The organism is Streptomyces sp. VNUA24 (assembly GCF_029167005.1).
Taxonomy (GTDB): Bacteria; Actinomycetota; Actinomycetes; order Streptomycetales; family Streptomycetaceae; genus Streptomyces; species Streptomyces scabiei.
In genome coordinates this window covers 2069205-2094845 of sequence record NZ_CP119143.1, presented here as the reverse complement: position 1 = coordinate 2094845, position 25641 = coordinate 2069205, and the positions used below count along the sequence as shown (strand labels likewise).

18 protein-coding genes are annotated in these 25641 nt (G+C 73.8%); 7 read left to right on the top strand and 11 right to left on the bottom strand.

The annotated features are described in order from the left end of the window. Positions 1-50: 50 nt before the first annotated feature. Positions 51-896: a methyltransferase gene (locus tag PYR72_RS08715; protein ID WP_275454756.1), complete on the bottom strand. Its 846-nt coding sequence runs from the start codon at positions 894-896 to the stop codon at positions 51-53. A 24-nt stretch (positions 897-920) separates the two neighbouring features. Then, positions 921-2102 carry a DNA gyrase subunit B gene (locus PYR72_RS08710; protein WP_275454755.1) on the bottom strand — a complete coding sequence of 394 codons (1182 nt, stop codon included), beginning with the start codon at positions 2100-2102 and terminating at the stop codon, positions 921-923. Between the two features lie 305 nt (positions 2103-2407). On the opposite strand from PYR72_RS08710, the gene PYR72_RS08705 reads away from it, so the two are divergent. From PYR72_RS08705 to PYR72_RS08695, 3 genes are read left to right on the top strand one after another with little or no spacing between them, the layout of a single operon-like run. Further along, entirely contained in the window at positions 2408-2905 is a 498-nt protein-coding gene (locus PYR72_RS08705; RefSeq protein WP_275454754.1) for a DUF2975 domain-containing protein, read from the top strand. After that, a complete protein-coding gene (locus PYR72_RS08700; RefSeq protein WP_275454753.1) occupies positions 2905-3108 on the top strand; it encodes a helix-turn-helix transcriptional regulator in 204 nt (67 codons plus the stop codon). The genes PYR72_RS08705 and PYR72_RS08700 overlap by 1 nt, the downstream gene beginning before the upstream one ends. Next, positions 3105-3608: an HAD domain-containing protein gene (locus PYR72_RS08695; protein WP_275454752.1), complete on the top strand. Its 504-nt coding sequence runs from the start codon at positions 3105-3107 to the stop codon at positions 3606-3608. The genes PYR72_RS08700 and PYR72_RS08695 overlap by 4 nt, the downstream gene beginning before the upstream one ends. A gap of 78 nt (positions 3609-3686) precedes the next feature. On the opposite strand, the gene PYR72_RS08690 is transcribed toward PYR72_RS08695, so the two are convergent. The 8 genes from PYR72_RS08690 to PYR72_RS08655 form a co-directional block, all read right to left on the bottom strand. Further along, on the bottom strand, positions 3687-5435 hold the full coding sequence (locus PYR72_RS08690) for an RICIN domain-containing protein (protein WP_275460365.1): 1749 nt from the start codon (positions 5433-5435) through the stop codon (positions 3687-3689). 125 nt (positions 5436-5560) lie between these two features. Further along, complete coding sequence (locus PYR72_RS08685) at positions 5561-7714, bottom strand: beta-galactosidase (RefSeq protein WP_275454751.1); 2154 nt, start codon at positions 7712-7714, stop codon at positions 5561-5563. A 54-nt stretch (positions 7715-7768) separates the two neighbouring features. Beyond that, positions 7769-8698, bottom strand: coding sequence for a carbohydrate ABC transporter permease (locus PYR72_RS08680; protein WP_275454750.1), 930 nt, complete (start codon positions 8696-8698; stop codon positions 7769-7771). Then, positions 8695-9612 (bottom strand): sugar ABC transporter permease, encoded by a 918-nt coding sequence (locus tag PYR72_RS08675; protein ID WP_275454749.1) that lies wholly within the window; start codon positions 9610-9612, stop codon positions 8695-8697. Before PYR72_RS08675 ends, PYR72_RS08680 begins: the two co-directional genes overlap by 4 nt. Position 9613: 1 nt before the next feature. Beyond that, a complete protein-coding gene (locus tag PYR72_RS08670) occupies positions 9614-11005 on the bottom strand; it encodes an extracellular solute-binding protein (protein ID WP_275454748.1) in 1392 nt (463 codons plus the stop codon). Positions 11006-11375: 370 nt separating this feature from the next. Continuing rightward, a complete protein-coding gene (locus PYR72_RS08665; RefSeq protein WP_275454747.1) occupies positions 11376-12518 on the bottom strand; it encodes a LacI family DNA-binding transcriptional regulator in 1143 nt (380 codons plus the stop codon). A gap of 179 nt (positions 12519-12697) precedes the next feature. Continuing rightward, entirely contained in the window at positions 12698-14365 is a 1668-nt protein-coding gene (locus PYR72_RS08660; protein ID WP_275454746.1) for an amidohydrolase, read from the bottom strand. A gap of 59 nt (positions 14366-14424) precedes the next feature. Next, positions 14425-15903 (bottom strand): APC family permease, encoded by a 1479-nt coding sequence (locus PYR72_RS08655; RefSeq protein WP_275454745.1) that lies wholly within the window; start codon positions 15901-15903, stop codon positions 14425-14427. 149 nt (positions 15904-16052) lie between these two features. On the opposite strand from PYR72_RS08655, the gene PYR72_RS08650 reads away from it, so the two are divergent. The 4 genes from PYR72_RS08650 to PYR72_RS08635 all read left to right on the top strand — a co-directional run bounded on the left by PYR72_RS08650 (position 16053) and on the right by PYR72_RS08635 (position 24331). After that, complete coding sequence (locus PYR72_RS08650) at positions 16053-16814, top strand: TetR/AcrR family transcriptional regulator (protein WP_275454744.1); 762 nt, start codon at positions 16053-16055, stop codon at positions 16812-16814. A 112-nt stretch (positions 16815-16926) separates the two neighbouring features. Further along, positions 16927-18774 carry a TIGR02677 family protein gene (locus PYR72_RS08645; RefSeq protein WP_275460364.1) on the top strand — a complete coding sequence of 616 codons (1848 nt, stop codon included), beginning with the start codon at positions 16927-16929 and terminating at the stop codon, positions 18772-18774. Beyond that, positions 18771-20105, top strand: a complete 1335-nt coding sequence (locus PYR72_RS08640) for a TIGR02678 family protein (protein ID WP_275454743.1) — start codon at positions 18771-18773, stop codon at positions 20103-20105. The genes PYR72_RS08645 and PYR72_RS08640 overlap by 4 nt, the downstream gene beginning before the upstream one ends. Next, positions 20102-24331: a TIGR02680 family protein gene (locus PYR72_RS08635; RefSeq protein WP_275454742.1), complete on the top strand. Its 4230-nt coding sequence runs from the start codon at positions 20102-20104 to the stop codon at positions 24329-24331. The genes PYR72_RS08640 and PYR72_RS08635 overlap by 4 nt, the downstream gene beginning before the upstream one ends. Before the next feature lie 132 nt (positions 24332-24463). Here the strand turns inward: PYR72_RS08635 and PYR72_RS08630 are convergent, their stop codons facing one another. Next, the gene (locus tag PYR72_RS08630) at positions 24464-25510 is read right to left on the bottom strand and encodes a LacI family DNA-binding transcriptional regulator (RefSeq protein WP_275454741.1); all 1047 of its coding nucleotides are present in this window, start codon (positions 25508-25510) and stop codon (positions 24464-24466) included. Positions 25511-25641: the final 131 nt, after the last annotated feature.

The window sequence follows — 25641 nt, the reverse complement described above, 5'->3', positions numbered from 1 at the left end:
AGGACCCCATCCTCGGCCGCGCCCGCCGCACCGGTCCTGAGTGCCCGTACTCAATCGCCGGCGTGCCGGTACCCAGCCGGCACCGGCCTGCGTCCCCAGGCCGAGATCATCGGGGAGGTCGCGAGGTCCAGGTCGCCCGCCGCGACGTGGGCGAGGTGGGTGTCGATCTCCGCGGGTGTCGCGTGGCCGGCGGCCACCAGCCGGTCGCGGACCTGCCGCACGGTGGCCGCCTCCAGCGCGGCGCAGGCCGGGCCGGAGACGGGGAAGTAGGCGTCGGCCCGCACGTCGGTCAGCCCCGCCTCGCGCAGCAGCCGGGGCAGACGGCGGCCGTAGGACAGCTCCGCGCCGCGTTCGGCGAGGAGTGCGCGGAAGCCGTGGCGGAGCTTGTTGGCCAGCCGCTGCGCGGGGCCGGACTCGTCCGGGCAGATCAGGGGCTGGAGCGCGGGATCGGCGTCCTCCAGCAGCAGCCGTCCACCGGGCCGCAGGGCCTCGGTCATCACCCGCAGGGCCCGCTCGCGGTCGGCGACGTGGACGAGGACCAGCCGGGCGTGCACCAGGTCGAAGGGGCCCCGCGGGGGCTCGTCGACGGCGACGTCGTGGCGGCGCACCTCGACCTGCGGCGCCGTCGCGGCGGTCATCCACGAGGTGTCGATGTCGGTCGCGAGGACGTACCCCGTCGGCCCGACGCGCTCGGCGAGGCCCCGCACCACCGAGGAGCCGCCGGCACCCACCTCCCAGCAGCGCCAGCCGGGCTCGATCCCGAGATCGTCGACGTGCCGGAAGGTGGAGGCGTCGAACAGGGCGGCGAGCGCGTCGAAGCGCTCGCCCGCCTCGGCCTGCCGGTTGTCGAGGAGATATCCGTCGTCCGCGTGTCCGCCGCCCGCGCTCTGACTCATCCCCCGATCATGGCACCGCCCGTTTCACCCGCGGCCTTCGGGCACCTGCGCACGCGGGCCGTGAACGATCCGGCCGACGATCGCCGCGGCCTGTTCCGGGTGCTCCTCCAGCCAGGCGCCGAGGTGCTGCCGGACCGCCTCCGCGACCCGCTCGCGGACCTGCGTGCCACCGAGCAGACCGCGGGTCGCGCCCGGGAACTCGGGACGGTCCAGCTTCACCGACACGACCGCCGTCAGGCCCTCGACGACCCGGTCACTGCCGAGACCGGGGTCCGTGGCCGTGTGCGGCCCCCGGCTGCGCGCGTAGGCGTCGACCGCGGCGGTCACACCGTCCCGGAAGCCCGACAGGTGCGTGCCGCCCTCGGGGGTGGGGCGGCTGTTGGCGAAGGAGCGGACCCGTGCCCCGCGCCCGCCGCACCACCGCAGGGCCACCTCCACGGTCCCCGCCAGCCGCGTGTCGTCCCACTCGAACCCGATGACGTCCGGGTGGACGGGGTGCCCCGACCCCGCGTCGAGCCAGGCGACGAAGTCCCGTGCCCCGCCCGGGAACCGGAACCGTTCCGAGCGTCGCTCGCCGGGGCGTTCGTCGGTGAGGGAGATGTCCAGGCCCCGGTTCAGGAACGCCAGTTCCCTGAAGCGCTCCGCCAGCACCGGGTACGAGCACCGCACCGTCTCGAAGACGTCCGGGTCGGGCCGGAAGGTGAGCACGGTCCCGCTCGTGCTCGCCGGACCCGCCGCGGTGGGAGCGGTGACCGCGACACCCCGGACGTACTCCTGGACCCACCGCACCCCGTCCCGCCGGACCTCGGCGGTGAGGCGGGTGGACAGGGCGGCGGTGACGCACGGGCCGACACCGAAGAGGTCCAGGCGGACGGTGTGGCGATCGTCCGTCCGCTTCCCGGGGGCCGTACCCGTGAGCAGGTCTTCGAGACAGGGGCCGCCGGGGTGGCCGGCCGCCGCGACCGGGAGGCCCGGACCGTCGTCGGCCACCCGTACCGCTCCGTCCCGCGTCAGGACGAGGCCGACGGACCGGGCGCGGCCGGCCAGCACCTCGGCCACGGCCAGGTCGGCGGTGTCGAACACCATCTGGTGCAGGCCGCGTTCGCCCGTCGAGCCGACGTACATGCCGGGCCGCTTGCGGATGGCCTCCCACCCCTCCAGCACCTCGATGTGCGTGGCGTCGTACCCGCTGGCCCCGTCCGTCACCGAGTCCCCCTCCGATGGGTGTCAGCACAGGCCGTCAGCCTAGGGGAAAGCGGGAAGAACTCCAGGTCAGGGCTTGTACGTTGAAGGCGTGGACGGCCGGGAGGACGGCGGTCGGTAGGTGGTCCACCGCAGGCTCACGGACTCCGGCGCGAGTGCGCCGCCGGCCCCTTCCCGGCCGTGTACGACCCCGTTCCCGGCGCACCGGCGGGCCCTGTTTCGATCCGCGGCCCCTCGGGGCCCGACCGCTTGCCGGGACTATCGATATTCAATAGATTCCTATCGTTGTTCGGTCGTGGGAGGGTGTCATGGGGAAGCTGACGGTGCTGGCGTTGCGGGCCGTGATCGTGGGGCTGTTCGTCGGTTCGCTGTTCGTGCAGGGGGTGATGGTGCCCCTGCTGGCCGCGGATCTGGACGGCCTCGGCGCGGAGGCGGCGCGGGTGCGCGTGCCGGTCCTCGTGATCGTGGTGCTGGGGGTGGTGACGGTCCAGGTCGTCCTGGTCTGCGTCTGGCGGCTGGTGACGATGGTCCGGCGGGACACGGTCTTCTCCCAGGCCGCCTTCCGGTACGTGCACGGGGTGATCGGCGCGATGGTCGCGGCGGCGGTCCTGGTGTTCGCGCTCGGCGTGGTCCTGGCGCCCGGCGAGGCCGTGGCCCCGGGTGTCGTGCTCCTGCTGGGCGGTGTGTCCCTCGCGGTGCTGGGGATGGCGCTCATCGTCCTCGTCCTGCGCATGCTGCTCGCCAAGGCCGTCACCCGCGACATCGAGGCCACGCACCTGCGGGCCGAACTGGCCGAGGTCATCTGATGCCGATCGCCGTCGACATCGACGTGATGCTGGCCAAGCGGAAGATGTCCGTGGGTGAACTGGCGGACCGTGTGGGGATCACCCCCGCCAACCTCGCGGTGCTCAAGAACGGCCGAGCCAAGGCGGTCCGCTTCACCACCCTCGCCGCACTCTGCGAGGTACTCGAATGCCAGCCGGGAGACCTGCTGCGGTGGGAGACATGACCGTCGGCGGGGGACGCCCGCTGCTCTTCCTGGACGTCGACGGAACGCTCCTGCCCTACGGCGGCGTACGGCTCCCCTCGACGCCCGAGGAGTGGGTCGCCTGGCAGCACACGTCCAATCCCCAGCTGGCGAAGATCGACCGCACCCACGGCCCCCGCCTGCTGCGGCTGCCCTGCGAGCTGATGTGGGCCACCGCGTGGATGCACGACGCCAACGAGGTCGTGGCCCCGCTGCTCGGACTGCCGGCGCTCCCGGTCGTGGACCTGCCGGAGTGCCCGGAGGAGGACAGCGCCGATCTGCTGCACTGGAAGACCCGCGCCCTCGTCCGGGAGGCGGCCGGACGCCCGTTCGTCTGGGTCGACGACGAGATCACCGGCCTCGACCGCGCCTGGGTGGCACGCCACCACCCGGGGCGGGCGCTCCTCCACCGCGTCGCGTCCGAGGTGGGGATGACCGTCGCCGACTTCACCGTGATCCGGGCATGGGCGGCCGCCGCGTAGCGCCGCATGGCGGCGGCATGCCGGAGGGCGCGGGCTCCTGTCGTACGTGGCCCGCGCCCTCCGGAGGGAACCGGGCCGCTACGGGGTGAGCTTCCAGTCCTGGGAGCCGTCCGTGGTCGCGTTCTGCAGGGTCAGGGGTGCGTCGGGGGACGCGCCCGTCAGGTAGAGGCTCTTGTTCTTGGCCGACTGCAGCTTGACGTGACCGTCCGCGGACTGGACGACGTTCCACGTGCCCGCGGCGCTGTCGTCGACCCACTGGCCGATCCGCTGGCCGGCGGTCGCGCTGCCCGTCCAGATCGAGGCCGCCCGGCCGCCCGACTTGTTCAGCAGGGTCACCGCGCCGTCGGACTTGGTGACGACGTGCCAGTACTGGGTGGCCGGGTCGGCGGCCGTCCCGGCGTCCTCCAGGACCACGTCGGGGACGTCACCGTTGCCGAGGTTCGCGTCCGTGGTGTTGTTGCCCGTGCCGATCACCTGGCCGGTCTTCCGGTTCACCAACTGCTTGTAGGCGCCCGCGGAGTGGCCCAGGTCGATCTCGGCGAACGCGATGACCGACGTGCCCTGGTTGTTGAGGATCACCACGCGGCCGGTGTCGTCCACGTACTGCAGGTTGCGGCTGTAACCGGCCCGCGACGTCGTCTGGTACTCCTTCCACACACCGTCGGAGCGTCCGCTCTCGTTGACCCACACGCTGCCGCTGTTGGCGGCGTTGTAGACCAGGCGTCCGTCGGGAAGCCGGATGACGACCGGGCTTCCGCCCTGCGCCAGGGGACGCGAACCGGCGACGACCGGCAGCGCGTCGACCCCCATGCCGGTGGGCGAGCCCTGGAAGAACTTCAGCGGGTCGTTCGCGATCCGGTACCGGGTGTTGGCCCCGCCGCCCCAGTACTCGTACGTCAGCAGCCACTTCTCGTCGGCCGTCGGGACGAGGGTCGTCATGCCGGGCCGGCCGCCGCCGATCTCCGTCTTGCCGCCGCCCATGTCCTCGGTCCTGCCGGCGATGTCGACGACCGGCTCGCTCCACTTCTTGCTCTTGCCGTTCCAGGTCTTGTGAACCAGGATCTGGCCGTGCGAGTCCTTGGCGGTGTCGTTCGCCGGGTCCGGCTTCGGGACCCCGGTCGCCGGGTCGAAGCCGACGTAGTCGTTCTCGTCGGAGTAGAAACAGACCAGCTTGTTCTTGCGGACCATCAGGTACGGCTCCCACAGGGGATCCACCTGCTTGTACGTGTTCGCCTTGGCGATGTTCTGCCCGACCGCGCCCGCGCTGCCGCCCTGCCAGCCGCCGGTCGCGACGATGTTGACGACCTTCCAGGTCGCGCCGTTGTCGGTGCTGGAGTACAGGGCGATCGCCATGTCCTTGCGGTCACCGTCGTTGGACGGCGTCCAGTTCGGGTCGGCCGCCTTGCGCTCCTTGTAGTACTGGTCGTCGCCCGACACCACGCTCGCCAGCAGCAGCGTGCCCGCCTGCAGATCGCCGACGCGGTCCGGGAGCACGTACAGGAACGGGTTCGTCCAGTTGCTGGTGTACTTCGCGAACGCGGGGTCGTCGGAGAGGTACGCCGGGGCCTTGACCTCGGACAGCGGCTGCCAGGTCGTCCCGTCGTCGTCGCTCTTGTACACCGGCATGGTCTGCCGGTCGGCGCTCCCCGTGGCCGTCACGACGGTGGACTTCTCGAACGACGCGACCAGTCGGCCGTTCGGCAGCTGCGCCGACTTGGGGTAGACCGCGCAGTTGCCGCGCCCCTTGAGGCACGGCTCGCTGCCGAGCTGGTACACGGTCCCGCCCGTCGGGGCGTACGCCTGGGCGGTCAGGGGCATCGCCAGCATCGCCGACGCTCCGACGACACCTCCCAGCGCTCTGCCGAGTCTTCTTCTGTGCACAACCACTCCTTCGGGGATGGAACAGGACGGACGGTGGTCTCGGGCCCGGTGTCAGGTCCCGGTGTCGGGCCTCAGGCGTCGGTTTCGGTCTCGGTCTCGGTGGTGACGAGTACGCGCACGTCCCACGGCCCCAGCTCCAGCGGCGCTCCCGCCGGGAGGGCCGCGCCGGTCAGCGCGTCGGACAGGGCCACCGGGACGGGAACGGTGGCGGGCTCCCAGGCCCAGTTGTGGACGATGTGGACCCGGCGCCCGTCGGGCGAGGTGCCGGTCGTCGCGGTCACGGTCTCCGGGAGGCCGCTCCAGGCGTGCCGGGCGGCCGGCGTCAGCCATTCGGCGAGCGCCCGGCCGAGACCGCGGCCGGGGACCGTGCCGACGTACGTGACCCGGCCCGCGCCGTGGCGGCGGGTGGTGACGGCCGGCCAGCGCCCGAAGTGCGGGTGGTCGTAGGTGGCCAGCACGTCGGCGTCGGTGGGGGTGAGGCCGTCCGCCCAGCGGGTCGCCGTCGCGTCCTCGGGGAGGTGCAGCGGTCCGCCGGGAGCCGAACGGACCGGCACCTCCCGGGAGAGGTTGCTGAACTCGTCGTAGCCGACGCCCGCGGCCTCCGTGAGCCGCCCCGGCGCCCGTTCGGCGCGGGCTCGGGCCTCGTGGTCGGCGTAGCCGGTGCGCGGGCCGAGGACGAGGTGGCCGCCCGCGTCGGCGTAGGCGGCGAGCCAGTCGAGGGTGGCGTCGGCGGCGATGTACAGCGCCGGGACGACCAGGACCGGGTGGCGGCGCACGGCCTCCTCGGGCGACAGGCCCTCGCGCTCACCGCTCGGGTCGTGCAGCTGACGGGCGTGGACGATGCGGACCTGGCGGCCCGCCTCGAACGCGCCCCGGTAGAACGGGTCGAAGATGCGGTGGTAGGCGGCCGGGTCCGGCTCGCCGTCCGGGGTGGCGAGCGGCGGGTACTTCTGCATGAGCCACTTGCTGGGCGTCGAGTACACCATCGTGATGTCGGCGTCCGGTTCGAGTCCGGCGACGAGCGGCCCCGCCGCCTCGAACTCCGCGCCGAGCCGGGCGAGTTCGGCGTACGTGCGGCCGGGCTGCCCGGTGTGCGGGAGGATGCCGCCCCAGTAGGTCTCGGCGCCGAAGTGCAGGGTGTGCCAGTGCCAGTACTCGATCATCCGCGCGCCGCGGGAGACGAGCGCCCAGGCGGCCTGCCGCCACTGGCCGTCGTAGCCGGGACGGTTGTCCCAGGCCATGCCGATCGAGCCGGCGTTGGTCTCGGTGACGAGGAACGGCTCCTGGAGGGAGGAGAACATCCAGTCGGCGGTCTGGTACAGCGACCACACGCCGGTGGTCTTCCACTTCTGCTCGTGGCCCTCGGGGGTGGGGTCCGGCAGGAGCAGACCGTCCTGCATGTCGTAGTACGGGTTGCCGGAGGCGATGTCGAGGCGGTTGGTCAGCTCGTCGTCCTCCACGCCCTGGCGGGTGTAGGAGATGCAGGTGGTGACGAACTGCTCGGGTGAGGCGTACTCGCGGACGAGGTCGGCCTGCCAGCCGATGAACTCGGTGACCTGCCGGGCCTGGAACTCCCGCCAGGCGACGTCGTACTGGGGCTGCTCGTTGCCGTCGGGCGTCCACAGGTCGGCCCAGGTGGAGAGCCGGTGGGACCAGTAGACCAGGCCCCACTCGCGGTTGAGGGTCTCCACGTCGCCGTACTTCTCGCGCAGATGGTCCACGAAGCGCTGGAAGACACCGTGGTTGTGGAAGAGGTGCAGCCCGGGTTCGTTGTCGACCTGGAAGCCGATCACGGCGGGGTGGCCGGCGTACCGGCCGACGACCTTGCGGATGACCCGCTCGGCGTGGAAGCGGAACGCCGGGTGGGTGAAGTCGATCTCCTGGCGCGCGCCCCAGCCCATGCGCTCACCGGTGCGCCGCTCGGCCGTGATCTCCGGGTACTGCCGGGCCAGCCACGGCGGCGCCGCGTAGGTCGGGGTGCCGAGCACGACCGAGATGCCCCGCTCGTGCGCCCCGTCCAGCACGGGCTGGAGCCAGTCGAGGTCGAACGTCCCGTTCTCCGGCTCCCAGGTGGACCACACCGACTCGCCGACCCGGATGACGGAGACATGCGCGTCGGCCATCAGGTCCAGGTCGGTCTTGAGGCGTTCGGCGGGCTGTTCGTACGGCTGGTACTCGTGGTAGTACGCGGCACCGAACAGGACGCGGTCAGGCAGAGCCGCCATGAAGAAGAACCTCCGAGAGAAAGAGTGGGGGGAGTGGTACGAGGGCCGTTGGCCCTACTGCTTGACGCCGCCGGCGGCCAGCCCGCTCTGCCAGTACCGCTGGAGCATGAGGAAGGCCACGACCAGCGGGACGATCGAGATCAGGGAGCCGGTCACGACCAGGGCGAGCATGTCGCTGCTGGCGCCGGCCCCGCCGTTCTGCGCCTGCGCGGCCCAGGAGGCCAGGCCGACCGTGATCGGGTACAGATCGGGGTCGTTGAGCATGATCAGCGGCAGGAAGTAGTTGTTCCAGGTCGCCACCAGCGTGAACAGCAGGACCGTCACCACGCCCGGAGCCATCAGCCGCAGGGCGATCCGGAAGAAGATCCGGGCCTCGCCGGCGCCGTCGATCCGGGCGGCCTCCAGGATGCTGTCGGGGACGGAGTCCGCGGCGTAGACGCGCATCAGATAGAGGCCGAACGGGTTGACCAGCGAGGGCAGGATGATCGCCCAGGGGGTGTTGGCGAGGCCCGCCTGCGCGAACAGCAGATAGGTCGGGATGGCCAGCGCGGTCGTGGGCACCATGACCGCGCCCAGGACCAGGTTGAAGGCGGCACGGTCGCCGCGGAAGCGGTACTTGGCGAAGCCGTATCCGGCGGCGGCCGCCAGCAGCGCGGCCCCGACCGAGCTGACTCCGGCGTAGAGGACCGTGTTCAGCAGCCAGCGGACGAAGACCCCGTCGCTCTGGGTGAAGGTCTCCTTGATGTTCGTCAGCAGCTGCGGGGCGTCCGAGAACCACAGGCCGAAACTGTTGAACAGGTCCTGCGTGCTCTTGGTCGAGGCGATCAGCAGCCAGAAGAGGGGGAGCAGGAAGTACGCCAGGGCGGCCAGCATGGCGATCGTCAGCGGGGTGCTGCGGCGCTCCGGGCGGCTCTTGCGGTACGCGAGGCGCGCCGGCTTCTTCGCCGCCGCGGTGACCGCGGGCGCGGGGGTGGTCGTCGTCATGGTGTCCTCCTGCGGTTCGCCGTGAGCAGGACGCCGTAGGAGGCGATCACGATGACGAGGCCGAGGAGGAAGGACACCGTGGCCGCGTAGTTGACCTGCTGGCCGGTGAAGGCGAGCGTGTAGGCGTAGAGGTTGGCGGTGTACGAGCTGCTGATCACGTCCGGGGCGAGGTCCTTGAGCAGTTTCGGCTCGTTGAACAGCTGGAAGCTGCCGATCACGGAGAACAGCAGGGTGAGCAGCAACGCCGGGCGGAGCGCCGGGAGTTTGATCGACCAGGCGATGCGCCAGGCCCCGGCGCCGTCCATCGCGGCCGCCTCGTACAGCTCGGACGGGACCGTGCGCAGCGCGGCGTACAGGATGATCATGTTGTAGCCGACGAACTCCCAGGTCACGATGTTCGCGAGGCTGCCGAGCATCCAGCTCTCGCCGAGGAAGTTCGGGACCGGCAGGTCCAGGGTGCGGCCCAGCTGGGCGAACGGCCCGAAGTCCGGGCCGTACAGGTAGCCCCACATCAGCGCGGCGACCACGCTCGGTACGGCGTAGGGGACGAAGATGCCCAGCCGGATCACGCGGGACAGGCGCAGCAGGCCGCTGTCGAGCGCGAGCGCGAACAGCAGGGCCAGCAGCAGCATCACGGGCACCTGGACCACGAAGAACAGGGCGACGCGGCCCACTCCGTGCAGGAACTGGGAGTCGCCGAAGGCCTGGGCGTAGTTGTCGAGGCCGACGAAGACCGTTCCGCCGATCAGCCGGGTCTGGAAGAGGCTCAGGTAGGCGGCGTACACCAGCGGCGCGAGGAACAGCAGCAGGAACAGCACCAGGAACGGGGCGACGAAGAGGGGGCCCGCCGAGCGGCGGCGCCGGGTGCCCCCGGGCCGCGAACGGCCCGGGGCGGCAGGGGTGGTGGCGGCCATCTCAGGACCCCTTGACGGTGAAGCCCTGGCCCTTGGCGTACGTGGTCAGGCGGGACTGCCACTGGCCGAGGGCGGCGACCGTGTCCTTCTTGTCGGCCAGGGACTTGCCCACGGTCTCGGTCCAGTCGGTCGCCGCCTGGTCGAGGAACGGCGGCCACTGGAAGGAGGGGTCCACGGTGGCGCTGACGTCGGCGAAGACCTGGTTGACCTTCTGGCCGCCGTAGAAGGACGGCGCGTCCGACACGAAGTCCTGGTCGGCGAGCAGGGCCTTGGTTGCCGGGAAGAAGAACTGCTCGGTGGCGAACATCTTGGCGGTGGCGGGGTCGCTGTTGAGGAACTGCGCGAACACGGCCGCCGCGACGGGGTTCTTGGTGGAGCGGATGACGGCGGTGGTCGAGCCGCCCCAGTTGCCCGCGCTGGGCTTGGCCGCGTCCCACTGGGGGAGCGGGGCCGCGCGCCACTTGCCGGCGGTGGCCTTGGCCGAGCCGGAGAGGAAGGCCGGGCCCCAGGCGGCGGTGATCCAGGTGGCGTACTTGCCCTTGTTGAGCCCGGCGTACCAGCCGTCGGTGAAGTCCGGGTCGGTGCTGATCACACCTTCCTTCGCCAGTCCGCCCCAGTACGCGCCGAGCTTCTTCGACACCGCGTCGTCCACGCTGATGGTGATGTCGCCCTTGCCGGAGGTCACGTAGGGCTTGGCGCCGGCCTGCCACAGCAGTCCGTGCCAGGCGGCGGGCTGGCTGGCCGCGAGGTTGGTGAGGTACACGTCCGGGTCGGCCTTGTGGAGCTTGCGGGCCGCCTCGGCGAACTCGTCCCAGGTGCCCGGCACGTCGATGCCGTGCTTGTCGAAGATGTCCTTGCGGTACAGCAGACCCATCGGGCCGGTGTCCTGCGGGATCGCCCACACCTCGCCCTTGGCGCCGCTGACCTGGCCCCAGGTCCAGTCGACGAACTGCCCCTTGAGCTTGGCGGCGCCGTACGGCCGCAGGTCCAGCAGGCTGTCGGTGATGGTGAACGTCGGGATGGCCTGGTACTCGATCTGCACCATGTCCGGCGCGCCGCTGCCCGCCTTCAGGGCCGTCCGCAGCTTGGTGTACTGCGGGGTGCCCTGGCCGGCGTTGACGACCTTGATCTTGACGGCCGGGTACTTCTTCTCGAAGAGCGCGATCTCCTTGGCGATGTTCGGGACCCACGTCCAGAACGTCAGCTCGGTCGGCGTCTTCATCGCCTTGTCGATGTCGGCCTGGCTGATCGGCTTCGCGGAGCCGGAGGAGCCGCCGGAGTCGCCGCCGCCGCAGGCGGTGAGGGCCGCGCCGAGCGACAGGGCACCCGTCGTGGTGAGGAAGAACCGACGGCTCATGGCGGACGAGGCGAAGGTGGACGCGTTTCTGGGCATGGTGAACTCCCGCCGGTGGCGATGGTGGCGGCACGCGTGAGGACGGCGTGCGGAGATGTGGGCTGAGCGAAGGGGCGGACGCGAGGACCGGGTGCGAAGGCCCGTGGGCCGGTCCCGCGGCTGCGTGGTCGCGGCCGGGGCGCGTACCGGGTGCTGCGGGTACGTGCTGGTACGGCGCCGGGTCGCGGCCGGGTGGAGCGGGGTGAGGTGCCCGGGCGGATGCGCGCGGACGGCTCGGGGCGCGCTGCCTGGTGCGGGGCGGCCCTGTGTGCGGGGCGCGCCGGGGTGGCGGGGGCGTGACGGGTACAGCGGCTCGATCAGAGGGTCACGCGCCGGCCGTGCGTGGTGACGTCCGGGTGGGCGGGTGGTGTCAGTGCTGTGGGGCGGCGCCTCCGGTCGGCTGCGAGGCGGGCGTGCCCACACGGACGCGGGGGGCGGTGCGCCGGCCGCGGGCCGGGGTCCTCCGGCTCGGCGGGGGCGCGGTCGAGGCGCGGACGACGAGGTCGACCGGTGGGTCGCTCGGCGGCAAGGGGTCCGTGCCCGGGTTCTCGATGGCGTGCACGAGACGCTTGAGCCCCTCCTGCGCCACGGCGTCGAACGGCTGCCGCACCGTGGTCAGGGGAGGAGTCACATAGGCGGCGACCGGGATGTCGTCGAAGCCGACGACACTGACGTCCGCCGGAACCCGTCGCCCGGCCTCCGTCAGTGCGCGGATCAGACCGATCGCCATGTCGTCGTTGGCGGCGAAGACCGCGGTGACGTCACGGTTCCCGGCCAGCTCCCGCCCGGCCGCGTACCCGGACGCGGCCGACCAGTCGCCCTGGAAGATCTCGGGAACGTCCCGGCCGTGCGCGGCGAGCGTGGCCCGCCATGCCTCCAGCCGGTCCCTGGCGGCGTGCCAGCGCTGCGGGCCCGCCAGATGGTGGACCGTGGTGTGGCCCAGCTCCAGCAGATGCGCGGTGGCGGTGCGCGCCATCAGGTCGGCACCGTCCCCGGCGTTGAGCACGGCGGGCGCGGTGACGAACGGCGACGCGCCGATGACCAGCACCGGCACGGTCACACGCAGAGCCACGTCGCCGTCGTCCGCCGTCGCCTCGTCGATCGGCTCGGAGATGACGATGCCGTCCACGCCCTGGTCGAGCAGCGAGTCCACGGCTCCCGCGACGCCGGCCGGATCGCCCTCCACGGTGTTGACCACGCGCAGTGCGTAGCCCGTGTCGCGGACGACCCGTTCGACCCCCATGAGCAGTGAGGCGGGGCCGTACAGAGCCGTTCCCAGGGTGACCACGCCGATGGAACGGGTGCGCCCCGAGGCGAGCGCCCGGGCGGCGTTGTTACGCCGGTATCCGAGCTGCTCGGCGGCCTCCGTGACGCGTCGGCGCACGTCCGCGGAGACGTACGGTTCGTCGTTGAAGACCCTCGACACGGTCTTCTGCGAGACTCCGGCCAGCCTGGCGACATCCGTGCTGCTCGGCGCGGCGTGGCTGCCGCCCCGCCCGTGCCCTCGCGTCATGGTGTCCTCCCCGGGTGACCGTCACGAACAGCCCAATGATGTCAGACACCTTCTCTGACTGCGCTGTCATGTCTGCGTAGTCATGTCTACGCAGTCACACGGCTGCCGTCAAGGCTCGGTACCGAACCGTGATGCCGGGGCCACGGCTCCCGGCCGCGGGCCGCCGGGAGCCGTGCGTGTCAGGCGTCCGGGGCCGCGTGCACGCGTTCCCCGTCCACGAAGGTCTGCAGGACCCGGGTGGCGGCGATGTCCTCGGGCGGCCCCGCGAACGGGTCGCGGTCGAGGACCACCAGGTCGGCCGCCTTGCCGACGGTGATGCTGCCGGTCAGCGCGTCGAGGTGGTTGGCGTGGGCGCTGCCGGCCGTGTACGCGGCGAGCGCGGCGCCGAGGTCGAGGCGCTGTCCCGGCAGGAACTCCGGGGTGCCCTCCGGGGCGTCGGGGGAGCGCCGGTTGACGGCGACGTGGACGGCCTGGAGCGGGTCGGGGCTGCTGACGGGCCAGTCGCTGCCCGCCGCCAGGGTCGCCCCGGCGCGCAGCAGATCCCCGAACGGGTACTGCCGGGCGCCCCGTTCGGGACCGAGGAAGGGCAGGGTGAGTTCGTCCATCTGCGGTTCGTGGGCGGCCCACAGCATCTGCAGGGTGGCGGTCGCGCCGAGCGCCCGGAAGCGCGGCACGTCGTCGGGGTGGACGACCTGGAGGTGCGCCAGATGGTGGCGGGTGTCGCGGTGCCCGTTGGCGGTACGGGCGGCCTCGACGGCGTCCAGCGCCTCGCGCACCGCGCGGTCGCCGAGGGCGTGGAAGTGCACCTGGAAACCGAGCGCGTCGAGCTCGGTGACGTACTTCCGCAGCTCGCCCGGTTCGACGAAACTGATGCCGCTGCCGTCCGAGGCGCAGCCGCAGCCCTTGAGATACGGGTCGAGCATGGCGGCCGTGTGGTTCTCGGCGATGCCGTCCTGCATGATCTTCACCGAGCCGGCGCGGAACCGGCCCCCGCTCAACTCCTCGCGCCGTGCGACGAGTTCGGGGATCTGCTCGGCGCCGCGCTCCCGGTCCCACCACAGGGCGCCGACGACGCGCGCGGTGAGCAGCCCCCGTTCCACGGCCGTGCGGTACGAGGGCGCCGGGTCCGGCATGTCGGCGTAGGCGCCGACGAGGGCGTCCTGCCAGGCTGTGACCCCGTGGGAGTGCAGCACGGCCTGGGCGCGCAGCAGGGCCGTCAGCCGCTCCTCGGGGGTGGGTGCGGGCACCAGCCGCCCCACGAGACGGACGGCGCCCTCCTGCAGCATGCCGGTGGGGTTGCCGTCGGCGTCGCGTTCGATGCGGCCGTCGGCGGGGTCGGGGGTGCGGGCGTCGATGCCGGCCCGCTCCAGGGCCCGGGTGTTGACCCAGGCGCCGTGGTGGTCGCGGTTGGGCAGGAACACGGGCCGGTCGGGGACGATCGCGTCGAGGGCGGCGGCCGTGGGGGCGCCGCCGGGGAAGGACTCCAGGGACCAGCCGCCGCCGGTGATCCACGCGGCACCGGGGTGCGCGTCGGCGTACGCCCGGATCCGCCGCAGGTACTCGGCGGGGTCGGAGGTGTCGGCGAGGTGACACGCGCCGAGTTCCAGGCCCGCGCCCTGCGGGTGCACATGGGCGTCCTGGAAGCCGGGCAGCAGCAGCCTTCCGGCGAGGTCGACGACCTCGGTGCCGGGCCCGACGAGCGCGTGCACCTCGTCGTGGCCGACGGCGATGATCCGCCCGCCGCGCACGGCCACGGCGGTGGCACGGCTGCGGGCGGGGTCGACGGTGTGGACGGGCCCGCCGGTGAGGACGAGATCGGCGGGGCCCGTGACCTGGGACTGCGGCATGGGGGAGGACTCCAGAGGAGGACGCGGGGGCGGAGGGGGCGCGGGCGAACGGGCCGGGCTCAGACGGCGGTACGGTCCATGGGCAGGCTGATGGCCTCGGCGTCCGTGCCGTGTCCGGTCGCGAAGTACGGCGACCGGCGGACGTACTTGGCGACGGCGGCCATCCCGAGACCAGCCAGGACGATGGCGGCGGGCAGGGAGAACATGAACCACCCGTTGTCGGGGCTCAGTTCGAAGTGGTCGCTCATCGTCAGGTACGAGTACCCGAGGTAGACCCCGAGGCCCAGCAGCACCAGTCCGGACACCCCCGGCACGCCCACCGAGAGGACGGCCGCGCGCGGCCCCTCGCGCAGGGCGGACCGGAAACGGACGGCGCAGGCGAGCGCGGTGAGGCCGTAGTAGAGGGCGACCAGCAGCCCGATCGCGTTGACGGCGGCCAGCAGCATGTCGCTGAGCCGGGGGAGGGCGACGGCCAGCAGGGCGATCGCGGCGGCGACGGACAGCACGACGACCGTGCCGGCGGCGGGGGTGCCGTAGCGCGGGTGGACCCGGGTCCACAGCGGGCCCATCGTGCGGTCCCGGCCCATCGCGAGCAGCCCGCGTGCGGTCGGGATCAGGGTGGACTGCACGGAGGCGGCGGCGGAGAACATCAGGGCGACCAGGGGCAGGGCGGCCCAGGGTTCGGCGGCCAGCTTCTGCCCGAGGTACGGCAGGGCCTGCGGGCCGTTCTCGATCAGCTCGCCGAGGCTCATCTCCCGCTGGAAGGCGACGGAGGCGAAGAGGAACAGCCCGAGCATGGCGAACAGGGCGATCAGGCCGCCGCGGGCGGCGTCGTCCGGCCTTCTGGTCTCCTCGTTGACACTGAACGCCGCGTCCCAGCCCCAGAAGAAGAACACCGCGAGGACCATGCCCTGGGCGAAGGTGGTGCCGTCGGCGATCTCGAAGGGGTTGAACCAGGAGAAGGAGAAGGGCTGGTCGCCGGTGAGGAGCGCCCAGCCGCAGAACCCGATCAGTACCGCGTACTCGAAGACCAGCAGCGCGAACTGGAAGCGGGTCGTGGCCCGCGTACCGGTGACGGCGAGCGCGGTGAGGCCGAGCAGCAGCACCAGCCCGACGGCCGTGCTCACCCCGGTGGACGTCGGATCGAGGGCGATGCCCGCCAGGCTGGTGAGACCGGCCTTGTTGGCGAAGACCAGGACGACCGAGCCCATGACGGCGCTGGTGTAGGCGCAGAAGACGACCGAGCCGACGAGGGTGACCCAGCCGGTCAGGAAGCCGGGCCAGGGGCCGAGGGTCCGGCCGACCCAGGTGTAGCCGTTGCCGCAGTTGGGCTCCGAGCGGTTGAGCCGGGCGTAGGCGGTGGCGATGCCGAGGACGGGCAGGAAGGCGAGGAGCAGGAGCGCCGGGCCCTGCAGCCCCACGATGGCCGCGACCGTGCCCATGCCGATGGCGATGCTGGTGGTGGCGGCCGTGCTGGAGGCGGCGATGGCGACGCCGTCGATCACACCGAGAGAACGACGCAGTTGTGTGGATGCCATGGAAGGCTCCTCGTGGGACGGGGACGAGGGTGGAGCCGCGCGGGACTGTGATGGAACACCCGGCGTTCTTCTTGCGTCAATGCTGTTGACATAAGGGGCCCGGGACCGTTCCATGCCGGTACGCCGCCCCGATCGACAGGAGCCCCGCCATGGCCAGCCGTGTCCCGCAGGAGCGCCGACGCCGCCGCCCCACCCGCTCCGGCGTCGTGCTGTCGGAGGAACTGATCGTGGACACCGCGCTGCGACTCGTCGGCGAGCACGGCCCGGAGGCGCTCAGCGTGCGCCGCCTCGGCACCGCCCTCGGCTGCGACCCCAGCGCCCTCTACCGCTACTTCCACGGCACCGACGACCTGGTGCTCGCCATCGCCGACCGCATCATCGGCGACGCGATGGCGGGCTTCGTCCCCGGCGACGACTGGGTGGCGGCCCTGCGCGAGATCGCCCTGCGCGTGCGCGACGGCTACCTCGCCCACCCCCGCGCGGCCGCCTTCGCCTCCTACCGGGTGACCCGGCGCCCCCACGAGATCCGCGCCGTCGACACCGGCATCGGGGTGCTGCTCGCCGCGGGCTTCGGGACGGCCGACGCCACCCGGCTGTACCGCACGTTCATCGACACCGTGCTCGCCCACGCCGCCATGGAGGCCGCCTACCAGGCCCTCCCGCGCGAGCGGCGCGAGGCCGACGACCGGGCGTGGCAGGAGGTCTACCAGGGGGCGGACCCGGCGTCCCACCCCGCCCTGACCGCCGTACGCCATGACCTGCCGGCCATGGCCACCAGCTCCTTCGAGGACGCGGTCGGCCTGCTGCTCGAAGCGCTGGCCGCCCGCGCCCCGCACACACCGCCCACGGTTCCCGCCTGCCGCGCCCCCCGGTCCGGCGCGCGTCCGGACCGGCCGCGCCCCGCCGGATGAAACCGCTGTCAGGCGCTCGTTTCTGATTGACCGTGCCGCCCTCTACGGTGGGGATCCGGATGCCGGCGAGGCGGTGGGGAGGACGACGGGCGTGCGCAGGGTTCCACCCGAGATGTTCCGGTTCACGACGGGGGAGACCCCCGACCTGGACGGAGCGGTCCTGGACGCCTTCGGCGCGGCCGCCGAGCATCTGGAGACGGAGCTCGGGCCCGACGCGGTCCGCGCGTGGCTGCGCCGGGCGGGCCGGGCGACGGCGGTCGAGGACGACGCACTGCGCGAGACGCTGGGGAGACTCGCGCGGTGGGAACTGCTGGACGTGCTGCACGACCACCCCGCAAAGGAGCACTCTGCGGCGGCGGAGCACGAGCGGCACCACCGCACGGCCGAGGACTTCGGGGGGCACCACCGCTCGGCCGTGGACCACGAGCCGCATCCCCGCAGGGCCGAGGAGCACGAGCCGCATCCCCGGCGGTACTCGCTGACCCGCCGGGGCGAGGCCGCTCTCGCGGGAGTCCGGAGCGCGGGTGAGGTCCTCGGCTCCACGGGGGCGCTGCGGACGGCCGTGCTGGACGCGATCGCCGACCGGCTCGACGAGCTGTGCCTGCTGTCCGGCGAACCCGCCTCGGCCGACCGCCGGATCTTCACCGCGCTGCGCGAGCTGGAGGGCCACCTGGAGACCCTGGTGGAGGACACCACGGCGTTCAACGGCGAACTGCAGCGGCTGCTGCGTGCCGAGAGCGCCGACCCGGAGGCGTTCCGCGAGGTCAGGGCCGCCACCGTCGCCCACCTCCAGGAGTTCCTGGCCGACCTCGACCTGCGGGGACGGAGGGTCGCCGCCGCCGTCGCCCGGGTCGAGGAGCGGGGGAGCGCCGGCCTGCGCGAGCGGGCGCTGCGCGGGGCCGGACTGCCGCCGTCGGCCGCCCCGGATCCCGTGGCGGGCGCGGACCCCGTGGCGGGCTGGCTGGAGAACCGCCGCGCCCGCTGGGCCGTGCTGCGGTCGTGGTTCCGGCCGGAGGACGGGGCGCGGCCCCGGATCGAGCGGCTGCACGCCATCGCCCGCCGGGCCCTCGCCCCGCTCCTGGAGGCCCTGGAGCGGAACGACGCCTCGCGCCGCCCCTCCTCCGGCGCCGCGCAGGACTTCAGGGAACTGGCGCGCTGGTTCGCCGCGGCACCGGCGGAGGAGGACCTGCACCGGCTGTGGTCGGCGGCCTTCGGGCTGGGCCCGGCACGGCACGCGCACCTCGCCCACCCCGACCCGGAACTGATCCCCTCGTCCCGCCCCTGGGCCGAGACCCCGCCCGTGGAGGTGTCGGCGCTGCTGCGGAGCAGCGGACGTACGGAGCGCTTCACCCGGACGGCCCGGGTGCGCGACGTCACGGCGGTCAGAGCGGAGCGTGCCGAGCGGGCCCGCGCGGAACGGGCCGAACTCGCCCTGGCCTGCCGGATGCTGCAGACCCGCGGCCCGGTGCGGCTGTCCGCCTTCGGCGAGCTGGAACCCGCGGTCTTCGACCGCCTGCTGGACCTGCTCGGCCGCGCCCTGTCCACCCGGCCGGACACGGCCGGCCTGCGCCGCGCCACCACGGGCGACGGCCGGGTGGAGATCGCCCTGGCCCCGCCTCCCGACGCCCGCACCGCCCTGCTGCGCACGGCGCGGGGCACGCTGGCCGGACCGGACTACGTCGTCCGCATCACGGAGGCCGGCGGGGCGGCCGCACCCCCGGCCACGCCTGCGGCCGCATCCCCTGCCCCGCGGCCGGCGGAGCAGGCACCGGCCCGGCAGCCGTGGGCCCAGCCCTCGGTGCGGACCGGGCAGCCCGCCGGACCCCCGCAGCGAGGCACCCACCCCGCACGCCCCCCGGCCACCGCCGCCCGGCCGCCCCTGCCATCGCCCTCCGGCGTGTCGGCGGCCGCCTCCCCGGCCGGCCACTCGTCCGCCCTGCACCGGGAGACGGCCGGATGAGCAGCCTCGCCAACCATCTGGCCGCCACCGAACGGGAGGAGGTCTCCCGCGCCGTCCGTCTCCTGCTCGCCCGCCCCCTGCTCACCGAGACCTCCGACCCGGCCGGCTTCGCCCTCGTACGCCGCCGCCGCGACCCGGTGGCCCGCTGGTTCGACCACACCTGCGGCTGGACCCTGCTGGTGGAACCCCGCCGCGGTTACGCGCGCCTCGTCAAGGTCCGCGCCGACCCGGACGGCTCCCGCCCGGCCCGCGCCGCGGGAGCGGGCCGGGCACCCTTCGACCGCCGCCGCTATGTGCTGCTGTGCGTGATCGCGGCCGAACTGCTGACGGCACCGATGACGACCGTCGGCATGCTCGCCGACCGTGTCGCCCGGGCCACGGCCGCCGACCCGGCCCTGCCCGCGTTCGACCCGGCCCGCCGTGAGGAGCGGACGGCCTTCGTGGACGTACTGCGACTGCTGGAGTCGTACGACGTGCTGCACGCGGTGGACGGGTCGACCGCAGCGTACGCCGCGTCCCCGCACGCCACGGTCCTCTACCGCGTGGACACCACGCTGCTGATGCGCCTGCCCGCGGCGCCCGTCGGCGCCGCCCGCCTCGCCGTACCCCCTGACGAGGTGCCCGCCCGCTTCGACGACCTCCTCACGGGACTGGTGCGCGAACACCGCCACGACGGCACGGACACCGGCGGCGGCACGGCCGACGACGAGCACGCCGGGACGGCCGCCCCGGACGCCCGGCGGCTGCGGCACTCCGTGCTGCGCCGCCTCTTCGACGACCCCGTCCTGTACCGGTCGGACCTCACCGACGAGGAACTGGCCTACGTCACCTCCCCGGCCGGACGCCAGACCCTGCGCCGCTCGGCCGAACAGGCCGGCTTCCTGCTGGAGGACCGCGCCGAGGGCTTCCTGCTCGTCGACCCGGACGCGCTGGCCACCGACGTCCGCTTCCCCGACGACACCTCCACCGCCCGGGTCGCCGCGCTGCTCCTCCTGGAACCCCTGTGCGCCGAGCCCGCCGGACTCCGCCCCGAGCAGCTCGTCGAGGCCGGCACCGACCTGCTGCGCCGCTTCCCCCGCTGGACCAGGACCTACCGGCCCGAGGAGGACGGCGGCGCCCGTCTGTCCGACGACGCCGTGGACGTGCTGTGCGACATGGGCCTGGCCCGTCGCGCCGCCGGCCGTGCCCTCGCCCGCCCGGCCGCACACCGCTACCGCCTGACGGGGACGACGTGTCCGGCCCCGGGCGCCCCGGACACCGAGAAGCCACAGAAGCCACAGAAGCCACAGAAGCCAGAGAAGCCAGAGAAGACAGAGGAAGGCGAGCGGTGAGCCTGACAGAGCTTCCCCTGCCCCGGCGGCCCGAGGCCACCGATCCCGCGCGCCCGGCGGCGCGAGCGGCGGACACACCCGGCGGCCGCTGGCAGCCGCACCGCGCGGGCATCCTCAACGTCTGGCGCTACTACGACGAGACGTTCACCTTCCACCGGGGCCGCCTGCTGCTGCGCGGCCAGAACGGCTCGGGCAAGTCCAAGGCCCTCGAACTGCTGCTGCCCTTCCTCTTCGACGCCAGCCTCCGCCCCAACCGCCTCTCCACGTTCGGCGGTTCGGAACGCACCATGCACTGGAACCTGCTCGGCGAGGGCGCCACCGGCAAGACCCGCGTCGGGTACGTCTGGATGGAGTTCCGCCGCGTCGACCACGACGGCACCGAGCGCTTCTTCGGCTGCGGGGCCCGGCTGCAGGCGAGCGTGCACACCACCGGGGTGCACGCCGACTACTTCACCACCGGCGCCCGCCTCGCCCGTCCCGACGGCGTGCTCCTCGTCAACGAGGCGGGACAGCCGCTGACCCGCGCCGCCCTCGCCGAAGCCCTGGGCGACAGGGGCGAGGTGCACACCTCGGCCACCGGCCACCGCACCGCCGTACGCCGTGCGCTCTTCGCCGGGATGGGGGAGCAGCGCTACGAGTCCCTGCTGTCCGCCCTGCTCCAGCTGCGCCAGCCCAAGCTCTCCGAACGCCTCGACCCGTCGCTGCTCTCCACCCTGCTGTCCCGCGCCCTGCCGCCCCTGGGCGAGGGCGAGATCGCCGAACTCGCCGCGGGCTTCGCACAGCTGGACCGTCGGCGCGAACACCTGCGCCGGCTCGACGACGAGGTGGCGGCGGCCGAGACCCTCGCCCAGGGGCAGCGGACGTACGCGCGACGGGTCCTGCGCGCCGGAGCGGCCGCGCTGATCGAGGCCACCGCCGAGACGGACGACCTCACCCGCGCCGCCCGGAAGAGCGCCGAGGAGTACGCGCAGGCCCTCGCCCAGCGCGAGTCGGCCCGGGCCCTGCGCGAGGAACAGGAACGGCGTGCCCGCGACCTGGAGGAGACCGTCGAGGGGCTGCGGCGGAGCGAGGCGTACGGGCGGGGCGAGGAACGGGACCCGCTCCGCCGCCGCACCGAGGACGCGACGGCCGCCGCCGCCCGCCGGCGCGCCCTCGCCGGGGCCGCTCGGGCGGCGGCGGAGCAGGACCGCGCGCACGCCGACGCGACGGCGGGCCGGGCGCGCACCCTCGACGAGCACGCGCGCGACGCCGCCGAAGAAGCACGCGGGTCGGCCCGGGCGGCCGGCCTGGAGTCCGTCCACGACGAGGCGGGCACCCTCCTCGGCGCCATCGACGACCCGCGGCGGGCCGCCGACGACCCGCCGGGCGACAGCGGGGCCCGGCAGGCCCGCCTGCTGCTGCGCCGCGCGGTCACCGCCCGGCGGCAGCAGCTCGCCGCCGTCACCGCGGCGATGGACGAGCACGACCGCGCGGCACGCGACCGGGACGCCGCCGAGGAGCTGCTGGACGAGTCCCGGGCACGGTTCGCGGAGGCGGGCGCCCGGCGGGACGAGGCCGCCGGAGACTGGGACACCGCCCTGGCGGACCAGGGGGAACGGCTGCTCGCCTGGGCCGCGAGCTGTACGGAACTGCGCATCGCCGACCCAGGGGAACTCGCGGCCGGAGCGGCGGCCGAGTCCGAGGTGACGGCCCTGGTCGAAGCGGCCGCCCGCCCGCTGGAACGGGAGATCACCACCGCGGAGGCCACCGTACGGGCCGCCCGTCCCGGCCTGTGGGACGAGCGGGGCAGGCTCGTGGAGGAGATGCAGCGCCTCGGCGGCGAGACCGATCTGCCGCCACCGCCCCCGGCGACCCGCACCACCGTCCGCTCGGCCACCGCGGGAGCACCCCTGTGGCGGCTGATCGCCTTCCGCGAAGGCGTCCCGATGCCCGTCCAGGCCGCCGTGGAAGCCGCGCTGGAGGCATCCGGCCTCCTGGACGCCTGGGTCGGCCCCTACGGCGGGATCACGCTGCCCGGCCATGACACCCGCGCCGAGTCCGCGCTGGCCGTCGCCGCCCCGGGGCACAGCCTGCTGGCGGTGCTGCGGCCCGAGGACGGTATCCCGGTCCCCGTCGACACCGTGAACCGGATCCTCGCCGGTGTCGCGTTCGGAGCGGGCCTGCCCGACGGCCACGCGGCGGCCGTGTCCGCCCAGGGCGCCTGGCGTCTCGCCCTGGCCACCGGCTCCTGGAGCAAGCAGGAACCTGTCTACATCGGCGCCGCCGCCCGGCAGCGGGCCCGGCAGCGCGCCATCGCCGCACTCACCGACGGCATCACCCGCACCAGCGCCTCCCTCGCCGCGCTCGACGACCGCTCGCGCGACCTCGCCGCCCGCCGGGCACGGCTGGACGCCGACCTCGCCGCCCGCCCCGACCACCGGGAACTCGACACGCCGCGCCGCGAACGGGACCGGGCCGAGGAGGCGGTGGCCGCCCGCGACGACGCCGTACGCCACGCCGCCGGGCGGCTGGCGCGGTGCGAGGACGAGGTGGCGGCTGCCCTGCGCGAGCTCTCCCGCCGGGCCGCGGAGCACGCGCTGCCCGCCGACCGCGGCCGGCTGCGGGCGCTCGACGCCGGTCTCGACCGGTTCCGGGACACCGCCGACGGCTGGGTGGACGCCCGCCTCGCCGCACACGGCGCGGCCGACGCGGCCCGGCAGGCGGCCGAACGCGCGGACGGGTCGGAGCGGGCGGCCGACGAACAGGCCGGGGACGCGGCGGCCGCCGAGGCGGAGGCGGCGGGACTGCGGGCGCGCCTGGAGGCGGCGGAGGCCGGGGCCGGCGCGGACCACCGGCAGATCGTCGCGCGGCTCGCCGAGGCGCGCGAGGAACTGCGCCGCTGCCGGGACGCGGTCGCCCGGGCGGCCGATCTCCAGCTCCGGCTGGAGGGCCGCGTCGGCGGGCTGCGGGCCGTCAGCGGACAGGACGCCGCACGACACGAACAGGCCGTCCTGGCCCGGGACCGCGCCGCGCACCGCCTCCGGCACCTGTGCCTGGCCGGACTCGCCGAGGACGCCGGCCTCGCACCCGTACTGGACGCCGGCCTCGCACCCGTACTGGACGCCGGCCTCGCACCCGTACTGGACGCCGGCCTCGCACTCGGACCGGACGTCGGCCTCGCACTCGGACCGGACGTCGGCCTCACACCCGGACCGGACGCCGGGGACGACCCCGGGGCCATGCTGGAGACGGCCCGCGCCATCGCGGCGAAGTGGCCCACCGTCCCGCACGCCCCACGCCACCTGGGCGAGGCCGCGACCCGGCTCTCGGAAGCGGTCCACGAGGCACGCCGCCACCTGGGTGCCGGCGCCGACCTGGACCTGGTGGCCGACGACGACGTCCAGATCTTCAGCGCCGACCTGGACGGCGTACGCGTGGGAGCGGCGCGACTGCTCGGGGCGCTCGCCCGGCAGCGCGACAGCGCCCGCGACGACCTCACCGGCGGCGAGCGGCACCTGTTCGACCAGATCCTCACCGGGGACGTCCGCCGCCATCTCGCGGTCCGTATCCGCCGGGCCGGTGAACTCGTCGACCGGATGAACGAGCACCTGGAGCGGGTCCGTACCGCTTCCCGCGTCGCCGTCCGGCTCGTCTGGGACGTCCGGCCGGACCTGCCGGACAGCACCCGCACCGCCCGGGAGCTGCTGCTGAAGGATCCCGCCCGGGTCACCGAGTCCGACCGGGAGGCCCTGCACGCCTTCCTCCGCGCCCGGATCGGCGAGGCCGGGGGCAGCGGCACGGCCGTGACCTGGGAGGAACAGCTCGGCGAGGTGCTCGACTACACCGCCTGGCACCGCTTCACCGTCCACCTCGACCGGGCCGGTGGCACCGGCTGGCAGCCGCTGACGAAGAAGTTGCACGGCGCGCTCTCCGGTGGGGAGAAGGCCATCGCCCTGCACCTGCCGCTGTTCGCCGCCGTCGCCGCGCACTACGAGGCGGTGCCCCTGGCGCCCCGGCCGATCCTGCTGGACGAGGTCTTCGTCGGCGTCGACACCGTCAACCGCGGCCAGGTCTTCGGCCTGCTCACCGCGCTCGACCTGGACCTGATGGTCACCTCCGACCACGAGTGGTGCACCTACGGCGAGTTGCCCGGCATCGCCGTCCACCAACTCCTCACCGACGGGCACGACGACGCGGTCACCAGCGCCCGCTTCGTCTGGAACGGCGCGGATCTGGAGACGGGATGACCCGCCGGGCCCCGTGACCCCGGCGAGGCGACCGACGCCTGCTGACGGTTCGTGTGGAACGTTCTACGTCTGAAACGACTCAACCGCGGCCCGACTGCGCGGAGGGGGTGCCCGTGCGTCGGACGGATGCGGTCAGCCGCGCGGCGGTGCGGTGCTGCCGCGCGTGACCAGGTGCGGCGTCGAGGCCGTGACGACGGCGCGGTCGCGCCGCTTCTCCAGCCGCTCCAGCAGCAGCCGGGCGGCCGTCTCGCCCATCATCGCGCCCGCCTGGTCGACGCTGGTCAGGCTCACCGGTTCCAGGGCGGCGACCGAGGTGTTGTTGTAGCCGGCGAGCGAGAGGTCCTCGGGAATGCGCAGGCCCAGCTCGGCGGCGGCCCGGAAGACACCGGTCGCGGCGACGTCCGCACCGGCGAAGATCGCGGTGGGCGGACGCGCGGAGGTGAGCAGTTCCCGGGCGCCCGTGCGGCCGCCCTCGTCGGAGTACCCGGAGTGCACCACCCGGGCCAGATCCGCCAGGCCGTGCCGGGCCATCGCGGCACGGTAGGCGGCCCTCACATGATGCTCGGGCCGCTGCTCCCACCGGGTGCCGCGCACCGTCGGATGCGAGAGGTGGGCGATGTCCCGGTGCCCCAGGGCCACCAGGTGGTCGACGACCAGGTCGACCCCGGCCCCGTCCTGGTTGACCACGCTGTCGTACGCCGGAGACGGATCGTGGTGGCCGATCACCACGGTCGGCACCTGTGCCGCCAGGCGGACCACCTCCGTGCGCGGGACGGCGGGCGCGATCAGGATCAGGCCGTCCATCTGCCGGTCCGCCATGGCGTGGATCAGTCTGGTCTGTTCCGCCATCTCGGCCTCGGCGGAACCGGCGGATCCCAGGAACACCGTGTACTCGGTGTCCCGCAGGGCGGCGTTCACGCCGTCCAGGAGGTCGGCGTAGAAGGCGTTGCGGATGCTCGCGAGCAGCACGCCGATCGTGTACGTCCGGCCCCGCATGCCCCGGGCGGCCGCGTGCGGGCGGTAACCCAGCTCGGTCATCGCCCGCCGCACCCGGTCGCGCATCGCCGGGCTCACCCCGTACGCGTTGTTCAGGACCTTCGACACCGCCGAGGTGGACACACCGGCGCTGCGCGCCACATCGGCGATCGTGACGCGCTTCGGGCCGTCGGCTGATCGCACTGGGGTCCCCCACCTCCGTCGTCGCACACCGCCCTGCCTCGTCGGTGTTCTGGAACGTTACTCGCAGAGTCCTTGACGACCGGACCCCCCTCGGCTCAATCTTGGGCGTTCCCCGTGTGGCACGTTCTACG